Here is a 16,025-nt window from a genome sequence, read left to right as displayed (position 1 = left end):
ACCTCGCCGCTTTTGCGGCTAGGGCGCAGCCATGCGCGTTGACCTTTTCGATTTCGAACTTCCCCAGGAAAACATCGCCCTGCGCCCCGCAAGGCCGCGTGATTCGGCGCGCCTGCTTGGTGTCGGGCATGAGGGTCCGTTTCGGGACCTGACGGTGCTGGACCTGCCTTCGTTGCTCAACCCGGGCGACGTTCTGGTTTTCAACGACACCCGAGTCATCCCGGCCCAGCTCGAAGGCCAACGCGGCCAGGCGCGGATCGGCGCGACGCTGCACAAGCGCATCGACCTGCGCCGCTGGCAGGCCTTTGTCCGCAACGGCAAGCGCCTCCGCCAAGATGACGAGATCCGCTTCGGCGCTGGCGTTACCGCCTATGCCGAAACCCGACATACCGATGGCAGCTGGACGCTGTTCTTCCCTGGCGAGGAGCCAGTCGAGGTCCTGCTGGAGCGTGCGGGACAGATGCCGCTACCGCCCTATATCGCGGGCAAGCGACCAACCGACGCGCAGGACCGCGAAGACTACCAGACCATGTTCGCTGCCAAGGATGGCGCAGTTGCCGCGCCCACCGCTGCGCTACACTTCACCCCGCGTCTGATGGAGGCACTTTCTGCGCGTGGCATCCTCACCGAAACGCTCACCCTGCATGTCGGTGCGGGCACGTTTCTGCCAGTAAAGGCCGAGGACACGCAGGACCATCAGATGCATGCCGAGTGGGGTACGATCGATGCCGCTACTGCAGACCGGCTCAACGCCGCCCGTGCCGCCGGCAATCGCGTCATCGCGGTCGGCACCACCTCTCTGCGCCTCCTTGAAAGCGCAGCAGGCGACGACAAGGTGATTCGACCATTCGAGGGCGATACCGCGATATTCATCACCCCTGGCTACACCTTCCGCGCCATCGATGGGCTGATGACCAATTTCCACCTGCCCAAGTCGACACTGTTCATGCTGGTCTCGGCGCTGATGGGCCTCGATCGCATGCAGGAAGCCTACGCCCACGCCATAGGGGCAGGCTATCGCTTCTACTCCTACGGGGATTCGAGCCTGCTCCTGCCATAAAGCGCAGTTTCGGTATCGCCTGTGCCCGGTAGCCTTCTCCCAAATACATCTGGGAGCAGGACATGACACCGGCACACGTTCCGTCCGACCGCGTGGTCAACTTCGACATCTTCAATCCGCCGGGCGTCGAGAGCGACTACTTCGCGGCATGGAAGACCCTGCTCGATGGGCCGGGGCTGGTCTGGACGACGGCCAACGGCGGGCACTGGATTGCAGCGCGCGGTGATGTGGTGCGCGAACTTTGGGGCGATGCCGAACGGCTTTCCAATCAGTGCCTTGCGGTCACCCCCGGCCTCGGCGAAGTCATGCAGTTCATTCCGCTCCAGCAGGACGGCGCGGAGCATAAGGCCTTCCGCACCCCTGTGATGAAAGGCCTCGCCTCACGCTTCGTCGTCGCGCTCGAACCCAAGGTGCGCGAGGTCGCGCGCGAACTGATCGAAGGCCTGCGCCCGCTGGGCAAGTGTGATTTCGTCAGCGACTTCGCGGAAATCCTGCCGCTGAACATCTTCCTCACCCTGATCGACGTCCCCCTCGAAGACCGCCCACGTTTGCGTAAATTGGGCGTCCAGTTGACGCGCCCCGATGGCTCGATGACGGTCGAGCAACTCAAGCAGGCCGCCGACGACTACCTCTGGCCCTTCATCGAAAGGCGCATGGCCGAGCCGGGCGACGACCTGTTCAGCCGCATCCTGTCAGAGCCAGTGGACGGTCGACCTTGGACCGAGGATGAGGCGCGCCGCATGTGTCGCAATCTCCTGTTCGGGGGACTCGATACTGTTGCGGCGATGATCGGGATGGTCGCGCTGCATCTCGCGAGGCATCCCGACGACCAGAAATGGCTGCGCGATCACCCCCGGGAGTTGCCCGAAGTTGCCGATGAGTTGATGCGGAGATACCCGACAGTTGCCGTGAGTCGCAATGCAGTTGGAGATATCCATATTGACGGCGTCACCATCCGCAGTGGAGACCTCGTCTATCTCCCCAGCGTGCTGCACAACCTTGATCCGAAAAGCTTTTCTGCCCCCGAAGAGGTCCGCTTCGACCGCGGCCTGACGCCGATCCGCCACACCACCATGGGTGTCGGGGCGCATCGCTGCGTCGGGGCGGGGCTGGCCCGCATGGAAGTGATTGTCTTTCTTGAGGAATGGCTGGCTAGGATGCCGGAAGTCAGCCTTGATCCCGAACGGCCCGTGACCATGAAAGGCGGCAATGTCGGTGCCTGCACTTCAGTGCCACTGGTCTGGAATCCCTAGGAAAACCAGCCCCAAATCAACCGCACCGTCAGCCCGATACTCACCACCACGAGCAGCGGGCGGATCACCTTGGCGCCAAACTTGGTGGCGTAGTGCGAGCCGATCCATGCTCCCGTCATAGCGCCTGCGCCCATGCACAGGCCGAGAATCCACATTGCCTGTCCGCCAATGGTGAAAACGATGACGCTGGCTATGTTACTGGTGACATTGAGATATTTGGTCAGGCCCGTGGCTCGCGTCAGGCCCATGCCGCGAAAGCCGACCAACGTGGTCGCGAAGAACTGCCCAGCGCCAGGCCCGAAGAAACCGTCGTAGAAGGCAACGCCCGCGCCCACGGGCATGTAGCCGCGCTCGGACAGGTGGCCATGGCGGTCCTCGTCGGTCATGCCCGGTGAAAGCACGGTGTAAAGGGCGACTGCGATCAGGAGCACCGGGACGACCAGCTTCAGCACGTCGGCGCTCAGATGCTGGATCGCCAGTGATCCACTGAGCGCCCCAACAAAGACCACGGCAGCCGTCGGTGCGCTCTTGCGGAAGCTGAACAGTCCAGCCCTGTGATAGCGCCACGTGGCCATCGAGGTGCCGCACATCGACTGGATCTTGTTGGTGCCCAGAACCACATGCGGGGGCAGGGGCGTGGAAAGGAGGACCGGCATCATCACCAGTCCACCGCCGCCTGCGACCGCATCGATGAAGCCCGAAAGGACCGCCACGCAGGTGAGCGCAGGATAGAACCAGAGATCAAGGTGTACGGGGTCAAGCATTTGCGCGCTTTGGCGATTGCGCCTAAGGGCCGCAACATTCTTTTTTGCCGAGATTGCCGCACAATGACCCGTTTCGCCTTTGATATTCACGCAACCGACGGAAAGGCGCGCACCGGCACGATCCGCATGATGCGCGGCGACATCCGCACGCCGGCGTTCATGCCGGTCGGTACGGCCGCTACGGTCAAGGCTATGAAGATGGAGGACGTGCGCGCCTCGGGCGCCGACATCATCCTCGGCAATACCTATCACCTGATGCTGCGCCCCGGCGCGGAACGTGTGGCGCGTCTGGGCGGTTTGCACAAGTTCGGCGGGTGGGACCGTCCAATCCTGACCGACAGCGGCGGTTATCAGGTGATGAGCCTGTCAGATTTGCGCAAGATCACCGAGGAAGGCGTGACCTTCGCCAGCCACCTCGATGGTTCGCGCCACCTGCTCAGCCCCGAGCGCTCGATGGAAATCCAGCGGCTGCTCGGGTCCGACATCGTGATGTGCTTCGACGAATGCCCGCGTGCGGACCAATCGCGTGACGTCATCGCCAAGTCCATGGAAATGTCGATGCGCTGGGCCAAACGCAGCCGCGATGCTTTCGACGCTGGTGGTGAACATGCCGAGCGATCGGCGCTGTTCGGCATCCAGCAGGGCGCTCTGGACGAGGGCCTGCGCAAGTACAGTGCCGATGCCCTGACCGAGATCGGGTTCGACGGGTATGCCATTGGCGGCCTTGCGGTTGGCGAAGGGCAGGAGGCGATGTTCGCCACACTCGACTTCGCTCCGCAACAACTGCCTGCGGACCGTCCGCGCTACTTGATGGGGGTCGGCAAGCCCGACGATCTTGTTGGCGCAGTGGAGCGTGGAGTCGACATGTTTGATTGCGTCCTGCCGACGCGTTCGGGGCGCAACGGGCAGGCCTTCACCTGGAACGGCCCGCTCAACATGCGCAACGCGCGCCACGCGGAGGATACCGGGCCGCTGGACGAACGGTGCCCGTGTCCGACCTGCACCAAGTACAGCCGCGCCTATCTCCACCACTTGCACAAGGCGGGCGAAATGCTTGGCGCTATGCTGCTCACCGAACACAACCTGTGGTTCTACCAACGACTGATGGCAGGAATGCGCGCTGCGATCAGCGAAGGCCGGTTTGCAGCGTTTGCCGCCGATTTCCGGCGGGATTACTTCGCGCGCTAGGCGGCGAGATCCTCAGTACCTGAAGGCATGACAGCTTCCTGCGTCTCCATTCGCGTGTGTTTATATGCGTAGAAAACGCCGGTACGCTCATCCAGAAATCCAGCGCCGATGGCGAATGCCTGCCGTTGCGCAGTCAGGAGATCGGGATACCATTTTCCGGTGCGATGCGGGGTGACGAAGCGATAGAGGCACATGCCGTTTCAATGGCCATGTCGTGTGTCGGTTCCCTGACAAGTGAGAGATTTTGGCGCGAGAACGAAACGTAACGCCCTGTTTGCAAATGCGAAAAAGGCGGAGCTTGCGCCCCGCCTCTTCCTTGATCTGCAGTGGTTGGATAACCGATCAGCGCGAATAGAATTCGACGACCAGGTTCGGTTCCATCTTCACCGGATAAGGCACTTCATCAAGCGTCGGCACGCGGGTGAAGGTGACCTTGTCGCCATCGGCGGCGACGTAGTCAGGCACTTCACGCTCGGGCAGGGTCTGCGCTTCGGCGATGAGGGCCATTTCCTTGGCCTTCTTGCCGAGGCTGATCACGTCGCCGGGGCGAACGCGACGCGAGGCGATGTTGCACTTCACGCCGTTGACGTAGATGTGACCGTGCGAAACGACCTGACGGGCCGAGAAGATGGTCGGCGCGAACTTGGCGCGGTACACGACCATGTCGAGGCGCTGTTCGAGCAGGCCGATCAGGTTCTGACCGGTATCGCCCTTCATCTTCGACGCTTCCTGGTAGGTGCGCTTGAACTGCTTCTCGGTCACGTCGCCGTAGTAGCCCTTGAGCTTCTGCTTGGCGCGGAGCTGGATGCCGAAGTCCGAGACCTTGCTCTTGCGGCGCTGGCCGTGCTGGCCCGGACCATAGGAGCGACGGTTCACCGACGACTTGGGACGACCCCAGATGTTCTCGCCGAGACGACGGTCAATTTTGTACTTTGATGCCTTGCGCTTGGACATGCGCTGCCTTTCAATCTGCATTGCACCGGCAAACGCGCCGATGCTTCAAGTCCCGGACCCGCACCATTCTGCCATTTGCAGAATGCGGCCACCGCTTCACCGGGAGTGCGAGGCCAATTGCGAAGCGCGGCCAAGAACAGACAATTAGGGCTTTGTCAAGGGCACCGGCCATAGACAGGCCGACGAAACTGGAGTGCTATCGCCAATGATGCACGAGAGGCCGCCTCGTCCCGAGCAATGCGAGTCGCTGGAAAGCCTTTCCAGCGGGGTGGAGGCGATCGACCTGCAGATACTTGCGCTGCTTTCTCAACGGTTTGGCATGTCACGCGATACAGCCGATCCGCTCGTTGTCGGAGATGAGGAAGAACGCAAGGCGCAACTCTCGGTGATTCGCCGCAAAGCTTTCGAGCTTGGCATCCCAGTCGGGCTGGTGACCGATTTCTGGGACCGCTTGCTCGATGCCTCCGAAGCAATGCAGGCACAGCGCGGCAATCGCGCCATCAACGAATAGCTGATCAGTTGCGCGGCTCGTCGCCGGGTTTCGATCCCGGCTTGCGCCGCAGCGCGCTCAACACGCCACGCATCGTGCGTACCTCGAGATGGTTCCAGCCCGGCTTGGTCATCATCGTGCGCAAGGTGCGGCGGGTGGCCGCAGCACGTGCCTCTGGCTCGAAGTAGCCACGTGGCTCAAGCAGGGTGCAGAGCTGTTCGAACATGCCTTCGAACTCTTCCTGCGGCGCTGGGGGCAAGAGGTCCTCGACTGTAGGCTGCACCAGGTCGACGTGCTTCGACCATTCGTAGGCACACAGGATCACCGCCTGGGCAAGGTTCAGTGAACCGAATTCCGGATTGATCGGCACGGTAATGATGGCGCGGGCGAGGGCAACGTCATCGGTCTCGAGGCCGGAGCGTTCAGGCCCGAAGATGATGGCGCTGCGACCTGGTGCAACGATGATGTCCCTGGCGGCCTGTTCGGGCGTCAGCACGGGCTTGGTCACTCCACGCTTGCGCACGGTGGTGGCATAGACGTGGCTGCAGTCGCTTACAGCGTCAGCGAGCGTTTCGAAGACCTGTGCCTTTTCAAGCACGATGTCGGCACCGGCCGCAGCGGGGCCCGCCGAAGGATTGGGCCAGCCATCGCGTGGCGAGACCAGCCGCATTTCGGTCAGCCCGAAATTGAGCATGGCGCGCGCTGCCTTGCCGATGTTCTCGCCCAATTGCGGGCGCACCAGCACGACGACCGGCTGCCGCTGGGCATTGTCGCTGGAGCTCACGTCAGGCCGCTCATTTCCTGAACGCTTGAGGCGAATTCCTCGAAGTCCCGCGCTTCGGTGAAGTCGCGATAGACGCTGGCGAAGCGGATGTAGGCGACGCTGTCGAGCTGGCGCAGGCCTTCCATGACCATTTCGCCGATCATCTTTGACGGCACTTCTGCATCGCCCATCGTTTCGATCTGGCGCTGGATGCCTGACACCAATTGATCGAGGCGTTCCTGAGACACCGGTCGCTTGCGGCATGCGAGGGAGACCGACTGTTCAATCTTGGAGCGGTCAAACGGCTCGCGGCGTTCACCACTCTTGACCACGACGACCTCGCGCAATTGGACGCGTTCGAACGTGGTAAATCTCGCCCCGCAGCCTTCGCACTGACGGCGCCGGCGGATCGAGGTGTTATCCTCGCTCGGCCGGCTGTCCTTTACCTGGCTATTGTCGTGGGCGCAGAACGGGCATCTCATGCTGTCAGCGCTTGATCCGCTGCCAGAATGCGAAGCCCGCACCAACGGCAAGGCCGAGCGGAAGTGAGACGACAGGGAGGAGCGCGCCCGCAACAGCACCAATCGCGGCGCCGGTCAGTACCGGCTTGGTCGACGGGTGGGCAAGGCCCTGCTTTGCCATGCCGGAGATCTCCTCCTTGGCGCGGGCGGCAATATCGTCCTGGTCGTTCATTGGCTTAAAGCTCCGGATAGATCGGGAACTGAGCGCAAAGCTCCGCGACGCGATCGCGCACGCGCTGTTCGATCTGACCATCGCCCTCTTCGCCATTGCGCGCAAGGCCGTCGACCACTTCGACGATCAGCTTGCCGATGGTGCGGAACTCTTCCTCGCGGAAACCCCGGGTCGTGCCGGCAGGTGTGCCGAGGCGGATGCCCGAGGTGACGAAGGGTGAGCGCTTGTCGAAGGGAACGCCGTTCTTGTTGCAGGTGAGCCAGGCGCGATCGAGCCCCTTTTCGGCGGCCTTGCCGGTCACGTCCTTGGGCGTGAGGTCAACCAGCATGAGGTGGTTGTCGGTGCCGCCCGAAACGATTCCGAGCCCTGCATCCTTGATGCTTTCGGCCAGAGCCTTGGCATTGCTGACGATCTGGTGAGCATAGGCCTTGAATTCGGGGCGCAGCGCTTCACCAAAGGCGACGGCCTTGCCCGCGATCACATGGACCAGCGGCCCACCCTGCATGCCGGGGAACACGGCCGTGTTGAACTTCTTGGCCAGATCCTCGTCGTTGGTGAGGATCACGCCCGAGCGGGGGCCGCGCAGCGACTTGTGCGTGGTGGTGGTGACCACGTGGGCGTGCGGGAAGGGCGAGGGGTGCGCGCCGCCGGCGACGAGGCCAGAGATGTGCGACATGTCGACCAGCAGCCATGCGCCGATTTCGTCAGCAATGGCGCGGAAAGCGGCCCAGTCCCAGGTGCGCGAATAGGCGGTGCCGCCGGCGATGATCAGCTTGGGCTTGTGCTCGCGCGCTAGGCGGGCAACTTCGTCCATGTCGATCAGGTGATCGTCGGGGCGAACGCCATAAGGGATGACGTTGAACCACTTGCCGCTCATGTTGACTGGCGAGCCGTGGGTAAGGTGGCCGCCCGAATTGAGGTCAAGGCCCATGAAGCTGTCGCCCGGCTGAAGCAGGGCGAGGAACACGGCCTGGTTCATCTGGCTGCCCGAATTGGGCTGGACGTTGGCGAAGTTGCAGCCGAACAGCTTCTTGGCGCGATCGATCGCGAGGTTCTCGACGATGTCGGCGTATTCGCAGCCGCCATAGTAGCGCTTGCCGGGATAGCCTTCGGCGTACTTGTTGGTGAAGACCGAACCGGTGGCTTCGAGCACGGCGCGGCTGGTGATGTTTTCCGACGCGATCAGCTCGATCTTGGTCTGCTGTCGGTGCAGTTCACCTTTGACCGCTGCGAAAACTTCGGCGTCTGCCGTTTCCAGATGCTCTGTGAAGAAGCCGGCTTTGCGGATTTCCTGCGCTGCTGTGGCGGTGGTCATCTCTGGGGGCTCCTTCAAACGGTAGGGTTGGAAAGCTTCTCGACGCGGCCGGCATGGCGGCCTCCGCCGAAATCGGTGGCGAGAAACGCGTCGAGGCAGGCCTTGGCCATGTCGACGCCAGTCAGGCGTGCACCCATCGCGATCACGTTGGCATCGTTGTGCTCGCGGGCGAGCGATGCCGAAAGCGGCTCGGAAACAAGCGCGCAGCGGCAGGCTGCGTTGCGGTTGACGGCGATGGAAATGCCGATGCCCGAGCCGCACAAGGCGACGCCATAGTCGGCAATGCCCTCGGCGACGACACCGGCCAGTTTGTAGCCATAGTCCGGGTAATCGACGCGGTCGGCAGTCTCGGGACCGAGGTCGGCAACTTCATGGCCGAGGCCGATCAGATACTCGCGCAATTCGGCCTTGAGGTCGACGGCGGCATGATCGGAAGCGATGGCGATACGCATGGGGGATCGTGTCTCGACAGCGGTTTTACGGGATTCGTTGGCGCGCCCATAAGCGCTTGCAGCGCAACAAGCCACCGCAAATCGATCTGCGAAATCTGCCCTATGGGGCTCATCCTAACAGCTGTGATTGTCAATGCGGTTGCGGCACAAGTTCCCCGCGCGTAAGGGCGCGGCGTTTGATACAGGACGGGACGGACTAGGAATGCCGCAGGAACACGTGCTCATTGCCGGTGGCGGCATTGGCGGTCTGGTACTCGCGCTGACGCTCCACCAGATCGGCGTTTCCTGCACGGTGTTCGAATCCGTGCGTGAACTGAAGCCGCTTGGCGTAGGCATAAACCTTCAGCCCAATGCCGTGCGCGAACTCGAAGACCTCGGCATCGGGGAGGACGAGATGGACGCTGTCGGCATCCCTGCGCGCGAATGGGCATTGGTCGGGCTGAACGGCCGCGAGATATATGCCGAGCCACGCGGAAAGCTGGCAGGCTACAAATGGCACCAGTACGCTGTCCATCGCGGCGAGTTTCACATGCTGCTCTATCGCAAGGTGATCGAGCGGCTGGGGCCTCAAGCGGTTCGATTGGGCAGCAGGGTCACCGGGTATCGCAAGGAAGCCGATGGCACCGTGACCGCGCTTGTCGAGGACCGGGCAGGTATGGTCGAGGAAGTGGCCGGAACCTTGCTGTTCGGAGCCGACGGCATTCATTCGGCCATCCGTGCCCAGATGCATCCAGACCAGCCGCCGATCCACTGGGGCGGCACGATCATGTGGCGGGGGACGGCCAAGGGCGTGCCGATCCGCAGCGGGTCCTCGTTCGTTGGCCTCGGCACGAGCCGTCATCGCGTCGTGATCTACCCGATCTCGCACCCGGATGCAGACGGCCTGGCGGACATCAACTGGATCGCCGAGCAGACTTACGACACCGACCATGACTGGACGAAGTCCGGCTGGTTCCGTCCGGTCGAACTCTCGGAGTTCGCGCGCGAGTTCGACGGTTTCGTCTACGACTGGCTGAATCTGCCGGAACTTCTGGCCAAGTCCGACATCGCCTACGAGAACCCGATGATCGACCGCGATCCGCTGCCGACCTGGGCTGATGGACCAGTCGCCCTGATCGGCGATGCGGCGCATCCGATGTATCCGACCGGTTCGAACGGGGCATCGCAAGCGATTGTCGATGCGCGCCAGATCGGCCGGATCATGCTCGAAAGCGGGGTCACGGCCGATGCGCTCGCCCGTTTCGACGCCGAGTTCTGTGGCCCCATTGGCCAGGTCGCCATGCGCAACCGTGGGGCAGGGCCGTTCGGACTGCTCAATATGGTGGACGAGCGCTGCGGCGGGCAGTTCGACAATATCGACGATGTCATCCCGGCGCAGGAGCGCAGCGCATTTATGCTGGCATACCAGCAGGCGGCAGGCTTTGCGAAGGACAAGCTCAACGCCGCGCCGCGTACCATTCCAGCGGGCGCCAGGGTGCAGAAGGTTCCGGCATGACCATCGCGCTGACCCACGCAACCGATCTCGTCGTCGAGCTGTCGCGACCGCACGAGATGGGCGACTGCCCAGCAGGCACGCGGCGGATCATTCCGATCGTGGGTGGCACCGCGCAGGGACCGCTGCTCACCGGACGCATCTTGCCCATCGGGGCGGACTGGCAGACAGTGCTGGCGGGCGGCATTGCCGATCTGGACGCGCGCTACGCGATCGAGACAGACGATGGTGCAGTCATCGAAGTGCTGAGCCAGGGCATCCGTCATGCCTCTGCCGAAGTCCATGCGCGGATTGCGGGTGGAGAACAGGTGGACCCGGCCGAATACTACATGCGCACCGCGATCCGGCTGGAAAGCGGCCACCCTTCCTACGATTGGGTCAACCGCGCCCTGTTCATCGCGCGCGGCGGCAAGGTCGGGAGTACGGTGCGGTTGTCAGTCTGGCGAGTGGACTGAGCGAACCTCTCAACTCCCGGACGAGGCTTTGGGTGGGTGCTTCGCGAAGTAATCGGTAAGATCGCGAACGATCGTTTCCCGCATCTTATCGATCGTGGGCATGAGATCACGCATGTACGCTTCGTTAGCTGCGCGAAAGCTCGGATCACTGAGGACAGCGGAATTGCGAAGGAAAAAATGCTGGCCCGTCGGTGTATTTGCGAAAGTGTTGAGTTCGGAGAGTTCTGCTAGAGAGAATTCGCGGGAATAGGCCTCAGCCATTGCATCCATGAGCGAGGGAATGTGGCCGTTCAGGATGCGCTTGCTCTCGGAAATGAAACTTTCGAGCTTGCCGTTTACAAGTTTTTCGGCGCCGGGGTCATTCTTCAGCGAAGACATCATCGTTGAGCGCATCTGCACGACCATAGCGTCAATTGCGTTGCTGAAGATCGCTTCGCGCTTCTCTAACGGATACCCGGTTTCGATTATCTGCCGCGCGACCGCAACCTTGGCCGGATCGAGTTGATCCGACGATGGCGCAGTTGATGCAACAGGCTCGGCTCTTGCAGGAGCACAAACGACAATGGCCGACAGCATCAAGCTGCCGACCATCGAAAAAGCTTTGAACAAGGTCATCGCCGAAGCTGGATCACTGATCCAGGAACGAGCGCATTTTCCGCGACCGGCTCGGGTGCTTGAGCTTCCTCAACGCCTTGGCTTCGATCTGACGGATACGTTCGCGCGTCACCGAGAACTGCTGACCGACTTCTTCCAGCGTGTGATCGGTATTCATGCCGATGCCGAAGCGCATGCGCAGCACGCGTTCTTCGCGCGGCGTAAGGCTGGCAAGGACACGGGTGACCGTTTCCTTGAGGTTCGCCTGGATCGCCGCGTCGACCGGGATGATCGCGTTCTTGTCCTCGATGAAATCGCCGAGATGCGAATCTTCCTCGTCACCGATCGGGGTTTCGAGGGAAATCGGCTCCTTGGCGATCTTCATCACCTTGCGAACCTTTTCGAGCGGCATCGAAAGACGCTCGGCCATCTCTTCCGGCGTCGGTTCGCGGCCCTGCTCGTGCAGGAACTGGCGGCTGGTGCGGACCAGCTTGTTGATCGTCTCGATCATGTGGACCGGGATGCGGATCGTGCGGGCCTGATCCGCGATCGAGCGGGTTATCGCCTGCCTGATCCACCAAGTAGCGTAAGTCGAGAACTTGTAGCCGCGGCGGTACTCGAACTTGTCGACCGCTTTCATCAGGCCGATGTTGCCTTCCTGAATGAGGTCGAGGAACTGGAGCCCACGGTTGGTGTACTTCTTGGCAATCGAGATCACGAGACGCAGGTTGGCCTCGACCATTTCCTTCTTGGCGATACGCGCTTCACGCTCGCCCTTCTGGACCATGTTCACGATACGGCGGAATTCGCCCAGTGACATGCCGGTAGCGGAGGCGATGTCTGAAATCTCGGCGCGGATGCGTTCGACTGGCACGGATTCGTTGGCGGCAAAGGCAGCCCAGCGCTTGTCGCGCGTGGCAAGAGCCTGAAGCCAGCCATCGTCCAGTTCGTGCCCGACATACATGTCGAGGAAGTCCTTGCGCGGCACCTTGTGGCGCTCTGCAAGACGCAGCATCTGGCCGCCAAGTGTCGTCAGGCGACGGTTGAAGGCATAGAGGTTGTCGACGAGGTATTCGATCTTCGACGCGTGGAACTGCACCGATTCCACCTGCGCCGTCAGGTCTTCGCGCAGCTTCTGGTACTGCGCTTCCTTGGCCGGCGGGAAGTCGTTGCCCATGCCAAGCGAATCCAGGCGCTCGGCCTGAATTTTCTCGAAGGCCCGGAAAAGCGAGGTGATCTCGGCAAACCGCTCGAGCGCGGCTGGCTTCAACTGGGCTTCCATCTGGGCGAGGCTGAGGGTGTTGTCCTCTTCCTCTTCCTCAGCCGGACGCGCGCGGCGCTCGCGCAGTTCGTCGTCCTCGTCATCAGAAGCGACTTCTTCCTCGACGTCCTCTTCTTCCTTGAAGGTCGGACCTGCAGTGGCTTCGCTGATTTCCGGCTCGCCGGTTTCCTCGCCGTCTTCCGAGAGGTTCTCGGGCTGCGGTTCCTTCGAAAGCATCGCGTCGAGATCGAGGATTTCGCGCAGCTGCATTTCGCCGGCGTTGAGCGCGTCAGACCACTGGATGATCGCGTGGAAGGTGATCGGGCTTTCGCACAGCCCCATGATCATCGTGTCGCGACCGGCCTCGATGCGCTTGGCGATGGCAATTTCGCCTTCGCGGCTGAGCAGTTCGACTGCACCCATTTCGCGCAGGTACATGCGCACGGGGTCGTCGGTCCGCTCGACCGTTTCCTTGCGCTTGATGATGTCGGGCCGGTCCTCGGTGGCTTCTGCCTCGTCGAGTTCGTCGTCCTGCGCCTTTTCCTCAGGATCTACCGCGTCTTCGTCACTCTCGACGATGTTGACGCCCATTTCCGAGATCGCGGCCATGATGTCCTCGATCTGGTCGGCAGACATCTGGTCCTGGGGCAGCGCTTCGTTAAGCTCGTCAACCGTGATGATGCCACGGCGCTTTGCGCGGGCAATCAGCTTCCGGATTGAAGCATCATTGAGATCAATGAGCGGAGCGTCGCCATTGTCGGTCTTGTCGTTCGAAGCCATTTAACCCAGGTACCACCATCTGAGAGCCGGGCCTTGGCAGACCCGGGTGCGCCTATTGCTATAATTATAACGCAGCACGAGCACGGCCCATTTGCCCCAAACGGGCAAGCAATGCCAGCCTTCGCTGCAACAATCTCTGTTGTTCGGCGAAGCTTTCGTCGGAAAACTCCGTTTCGTGGCGTTTGGTAGCCTCACCAAGCGCCTCTTCAACGGCCGGTAGCTCGACCAGCAGGGCAACTGCCTCGGAAAGCTCGTCGCCCGCCGAATCACCACCGCTGGCAAGAAAGCCGAATCGCATTCCGGCGTAATCCTGCGCCGACGGGAGCCGAAGCCCTCGTTCAAGCAATATGGTGGCAAGACCTGCGCTTTCAAGCGGTTGCCCGGCATCGGCGACCACCAGCAGCGCGTCGATCAGCGCCGAGGCATCGGGATCGTCCGGTTGAAGCCGCGCCAGCGAATCAGCATGGCGGCCAATGTGCTGCGGATGACCGACCAGCCCGGTCAGCACGGCGGCCAGCAGAGCGGTGCTTGGTCCGGTGCCGATCCGCAGCATTTTCGCGCGATCCTGGTCAGCCAGCGGGGCTGGTGCAGGCTTCCACGGCTGCCCCTTGCCGCGCTGCCCGCCACCGCCCTGCCGAGGCTGGAATGGCGCGCGCTCCTTGCGAGCGAAAGCCAGTTCGCCGAACCGCTCAGTCAGCTCGCGGCGATAAAGCGATTTGATGTCAGGGTGCTGGATCGTCTCGCAATGCGCGAGCAGCCGCGCCTTGAGTCCCGCCTTGTCCTCGGGCGTGGCGAGTGGGGCGGCATCGCGCTCGGCTTCCCACAACACCTCGACAAGACTGCGTGCGCCCTGCAGCAGGCTTTCCATCGCCGCCGGGCCCTGCTTCTTGACCACGTCATCGGGGTCCATGCCCGCGGGCAGGGTAGTGATGCGCAGGGAATGGCCGGGGCGGAGCAGGGGCAGGGCGCGGGTGATCGCCCGCATCGCGGCGCGCTGGCCAGCGGTATCGCCATCGAAGCATAGAGTCGGCGTCTCGACCAACCGCCACAGCCGCTCGATCTGGTGCTCGGTCAGCGCGGTGCCAAGCGGAGCCACTGCCTCGCCGATGCCAGCCGCTGCCAGTGCCACCACGTCCATGTAGCCCTCGACAACGACCACGCGCCCGTTCTGCCGTGATGCGGGGCCTGCGCGGTGCAGATTGTAAACCGTGCGGCCCTTGTCGAACAATGGTGAGTCGGGCGAATTCAGGTATTTCGGAGCATCGGTCTTCTCGGCGCTCAGGATTCGCCCGCCGAATGCGATGACACGGCCTCTGGGGTCGAGAATCGGCAGCATCAGGCGGCCCCGGAAGCGATCGTAGGGTTCCTTGCCTTCGACAACGATCCGAAGGCCTGCCTCGATCAGCATCTCATCCGGAAAGCTGGATAGCGCCTCTTTCAGGGCGGTCCGGCTATCCGGCGCGAAGCCGAAACCGAATTCGCGGACGATATTGGCCGGAAACCCGCGCGAGGCGAGATAGCGCCGTGCCTCGCTCCCGCGCTCCTCGCCAAGGCAGCGCACGAAGAAGTCCTGCGCCGCCTGCATCACGTCGTGGAGCGACTTCTGCTGCTCGGCCTTCTGCGCGGCGCGCGGATCGGGGGCAGGAACTTCCATCCCCGCCTGCAGCGCCAGTTCCTTGACCGCATCCATGAACGGCAGGCCCTGATGGTCGGTCATCCAGCGGATGACGTCGCCATGCGCGCCACAGCCGAAGCAGTGGTAGAAGCCCTTTTCGTCGTTGATGGTGAAGCTGGGCGTCTTTTCGTTGTGGAACGGGCAGCACGCCTTGAATTCCCGCCCCGCCTTGGTCACACGAACGCTCCGCCCGATCACGCCCGAAAGCGAGATGCGGGTGCGGAGTTCGTCCAGCCACTGCGGGGTGAGGGCCATCGTCCGATCAGGCCGAAAGCGCCGCCTTCACCAGCCCGCTCGCCTTGCTCATGTCGAGCTGGGTGCCGTGCTTCGCCTTCAGCGCCGCCACGACTCGGCCCATGTCCTTCATCCCCGCAGCGCCGGTTTCGGCGATAAGCGCGGCGATGGCGGCCTTAACGTCATCTTCGCCCATCTGTTGTGGCAGGAATTCCTCGATCACGGCGAGCTCGGCTTTCTCGACGTCGGCCAGTTCCTGCCTGCCGCCCTGTTCGTAGAGCGTGATCGATTCGCGGCGCTGCTTGGCCATCTTCTGCAGCACGTCGGTGACGAGCACGTCGTCGTCCGGCACGGCCGAGGCGGTGCGCAACTCGATATCCTTGTCCTTCAGCTTGGCGAGGATAAGGCGGACGGCGGCGAGGCGGGGCTTGTCGCCCGCCTTCATGGCAGAAATCTGCGCGGCCTTGATGGTGTCGCGGATCATGTAATCGTATTTCCTGTGAGGTTGTCCGCGGGAAAAAGCGGAAGGCCGCCAATGTAGGCCAAACTTTCAGACTTCGCTAGGTTGACGCTGCGGCAATGCAGGTCTAACCGCCGCCCCT

The 16,025-nt window shown here is 62.5% G+C and carries 18 protein-coding genes; 6 read left to right on the top strand and 12 right to left on the bottom strand.

Annotated elements, in window-relative coordinates; translation table 11 throughout:
* The first annotated feature begins 31 nt into the window (after window positions 1-31).
* Together queA and IQ25_RS00660 are read left to right on the top strand one after the other, a co-directional pair.
* Window positions 32-1,060 (top strand): tRNA preQ1(34) S-adenosylmethionine ribosyltransferase-isomerase QueA, encoded by a 1,029-nt coding sequence (gene queA, locus IQ25_RS00665; protein ID WP_144901259.1) that lies wholly within the window; start codon window positions 32-34, stop codon window positions 1,058-1,060.
* Window positions 1,061-1,122: 62 nt separating this feature from the next.
* A complete protein-coding gene (locus tag IQ25_RS00660) occupies window positions 1,123-2,313 on the top strand; it encodes a cytochrome P450 (protein WP_144901258.1) in 1,191 nt (396 codons plus the stop codon).
* On the opposite strand, the gene IQ25_RS00655 is transcribed toward IQ25_RS00660, so the two are convergent.
* On the bottom strand, window positions 2,310-3,077 hold the full coding sequence (locus tag IQ25_RS00655) for a TSUP family transporter (protein ID WP_144901256.1): 768 nt from the start codon (window positions 3,075-3,077) through the stop codon (window positions 2,310-2,312). The two genes, IQ25_RS00660 and IQ25_RS00655, sit on opposite strands and share 4 nt — an antisense overlap.
* A 63-nt stretch (window positions 3,078-3,140) precedes the next feature.
* Between IQ25_RS00655 and tgt the strand changes: the two genes are divergently transcribed.
* On the top strand, window positions 3,141-4,265 hold the full coding sequence (gene tgt, locus IQ25_RS00650; RefSeq protein WP_144901254.1) for a tRNA guanosine(34) transglycosylase Tgt: 1,125 nt from the start codon (window positions 3,141-3,143) through the stop codon (window positions 4,263-4,265).
* Here tgt and IQ25_RS00645 read toward each other — a convergent pair.
* Complete coding sequence (locus IQ25_RS00645) at window positions 4,262-4,459, bottom strand: hypothetical protein (RefSeq protein WP_144901252.1); 198 nt, start codon at window positions 4,457-4,459, stop codon at window positions 4,262-4,264. The genes tgt and IQ25_RS00645 overlap by 4 nt on opposite strands.
* Window positions 4,460-4,607: 148 nt before the next feature.
* Window positions 4,608-5,219 carry a 30S ribosomal protein S4 gene (rpsD, locus tag IQ25_RS00640; RefSeq protein WP_144901250.1) on the bottom strand — a complete coding sequence of 204 codons (612 nt, stop codon included), beginning with the start codon at window positions 5,217-5,219 and terminating at the stop codon, window positions 4,608-4,610.
* Window positions 5,220-5,424: 205 nt separating this feature from the next.
* Here rpsD and IQ25_RS00635 point away from each other — a divergent pair, with 205 nt between their 5' ends.
* On the top strand, window positions 5,425-5,730 hold the full coding sequence (locus IQ25_RS00635) for a chorismate mutase family protein (RefSeq protein WP_144901248.1): 306 nt from the start codon (window positions 5,425-5,427) through the stop codon (window positions 5,728-5,730).
* A 4-nt stretch (window positions 5,731-5,734) separates the two neighbouring features.
* Here IQ25_RS00635 and IQ25_RS00630 read toward each other — a convergent pair whose 3' ends face one another.
* From IQ25_RS00630 to rpiB, 5 genes are all read right to left on the bottom strand, one after another.
* Entirely contained in the window at window positions 5,735-6,403 is a 669-nt protein-coding gene (locus IQ25_RS00630) for an RNA methyltransferase (protein WP_246415450.1), read from the bottom strand.
* An 86-nt stretch (window positions 6,404-6,489) separates the two neighbouring features.
* On the bottom strand, window positions 6,490-6,954 hold the full coding sequence (nrdR, locus tag IQ25_RS00625; RefSeq protein WP_144901244.1) for a transcriptional regulator NrdR: 465 nt from the start codon (window positions 6,952-6,954) through the stop codon (window positions 6,490-6,492).
* A 4-nt stretch (window positions 6,955-6,958) separates the two neighbouring features.
* Entirely contained in the window at window positions 6,959-7,165 is a 207-nt protein-coding gene (locus IQ25_RS00620) for a hypothetical protein (RefSeq protein ID WP_144901242.1), read from the bottom strand.
* Window positions 7,166-7,169: 4 nt separating this feature from the next.
* A complete protein-coding gene (gene glyA, locus IQ25_RS00615) occupies window positions 7,170-8,480 on the bottom strand; it encodes a serine hydroxymethyltransferase (RefSeq protein ID WP_144901240.1) in 1,311 nt (436 codons plus the stop codon).
* A 14-nt stretch (window positions 8,481-8,494) separates the two neighbouring features.
* Window positions 8,495-8,932 (bottom strand): ribose 5-phosphate isomerase B, encoded by a 438-nt coding sequence (gene rpiB / locus IQ25_RS00610; protein ID WP_144901238.1) that lies wholly within the window; start codon window positions 8,930-8,932, stop codon window positions 8,495-8,497.
* A gap of 202 nt (window positions 8,933-9,134) precedes the next feature.
* Here rpiB and IQ25_RS00605 point away from each other — a divergent pair, with 202 nt between their 5' ends.
* Together IQ25_RS00605 and IQ25_RS00600 are read left to right on the top strand one after the other, a co-directional pair.
* Window positions 9,135-10,427 (top strand): flavin-dependent oxidoreductase, encoded by a 1,293-nt coding sequence (locus IQ25_RS00605; RefSeq protein WP_144901236.1) that lies wholly within the window; start codon window positions 9,135-9,137, stop codon window positions 10,425-10,427.
* Window positions 10,424-10,879, top strand: coding sequence for a DUF3237 domain-containing protein (locus tag IQ25_RS00600; protein WP_144901234.1), 456 nt, complete (start codon window positions 10,424-10,426; stop codon window positions 10,877-10,879). Before IQ25_RS00605 ends, IQ25_RS00600 begins: the two co-directional genes overlap by 4 nt.
* Before the next feature lie 9 nt (window positions 10,880-10,888).
* Here IQ25_RS00600 and IQ25_RS00595 read toward each other — a convergent pair whose 3' ends face one another.
* The 4 genes from IQ25_RS00595 to IQ25_RS00580 form a co-directional block, all read right to left on the bottom strand.
* Window positions 10,889-11,494, bottom strand: coding sequence for a DUF2059 domain-containing protein (locus IQ25_RS00595; RefSeq protein WP_144901232.1), 606 nt, complete (start codon window positions 11,492-11,494; stop codon window positions 10,889-10,891).
* A 13-nt stretch (window positions 11,495-11,507) separates the two neighbouring features.
* Window positions 11,508-13,514, bottom strand: coding sequence for an RNA polymerase sigma factor RpoD (rpoD, locus tag IQ25_RS00590; protein ID WP_144901230.1), 2,007 nt, complete (start codon window positions 13,512-13,514; stop codon window positions 11,508-11,510).
* A gap of 64 nt (window positions 13,515-13,578) precedes the next feature.
* Window positions 13,579-15,444, bottom strand: coding sequence for a DNA primase (gene dnaG, locus IQ25_RS00585; RefSeq protein WP_144901228.1), 1,866 nt, complete (start codon window positions 15,442-15,444; stop codon window positions 13,579-13,581).
* Between the two features lie 7 nt (window positions 15,445-15,451).
* On the bottom strand, window positions 15,452-15,907 hold the full coding sequence (locus IQ25_RS00580; RefSeq protein WP_144901226.1) for a GatB/YqeY domain-containing protein: 456 nt from the start codon (window positions 15,905-15,907) through the stop codon (window positions 15,452-15,454).
* Window positions 15,908-16,025 lie beyond the last annotated feature (118 nt).

Source organism: Novosphingobium taihuense, from assembly GCF_007830315.1.
Taxonomy (GTDB): Bacteria; Pseudomonadota; Alphaproteobacteria; order Sphingomonadales; family Sphingomonadaceae; genus Novosphingobium; species Novosphingobium taihuense.
Note: the sequence above shows the minus strand (reverse complement) of the source record. Positions and strands in the feature narration are given on the sequence as shown.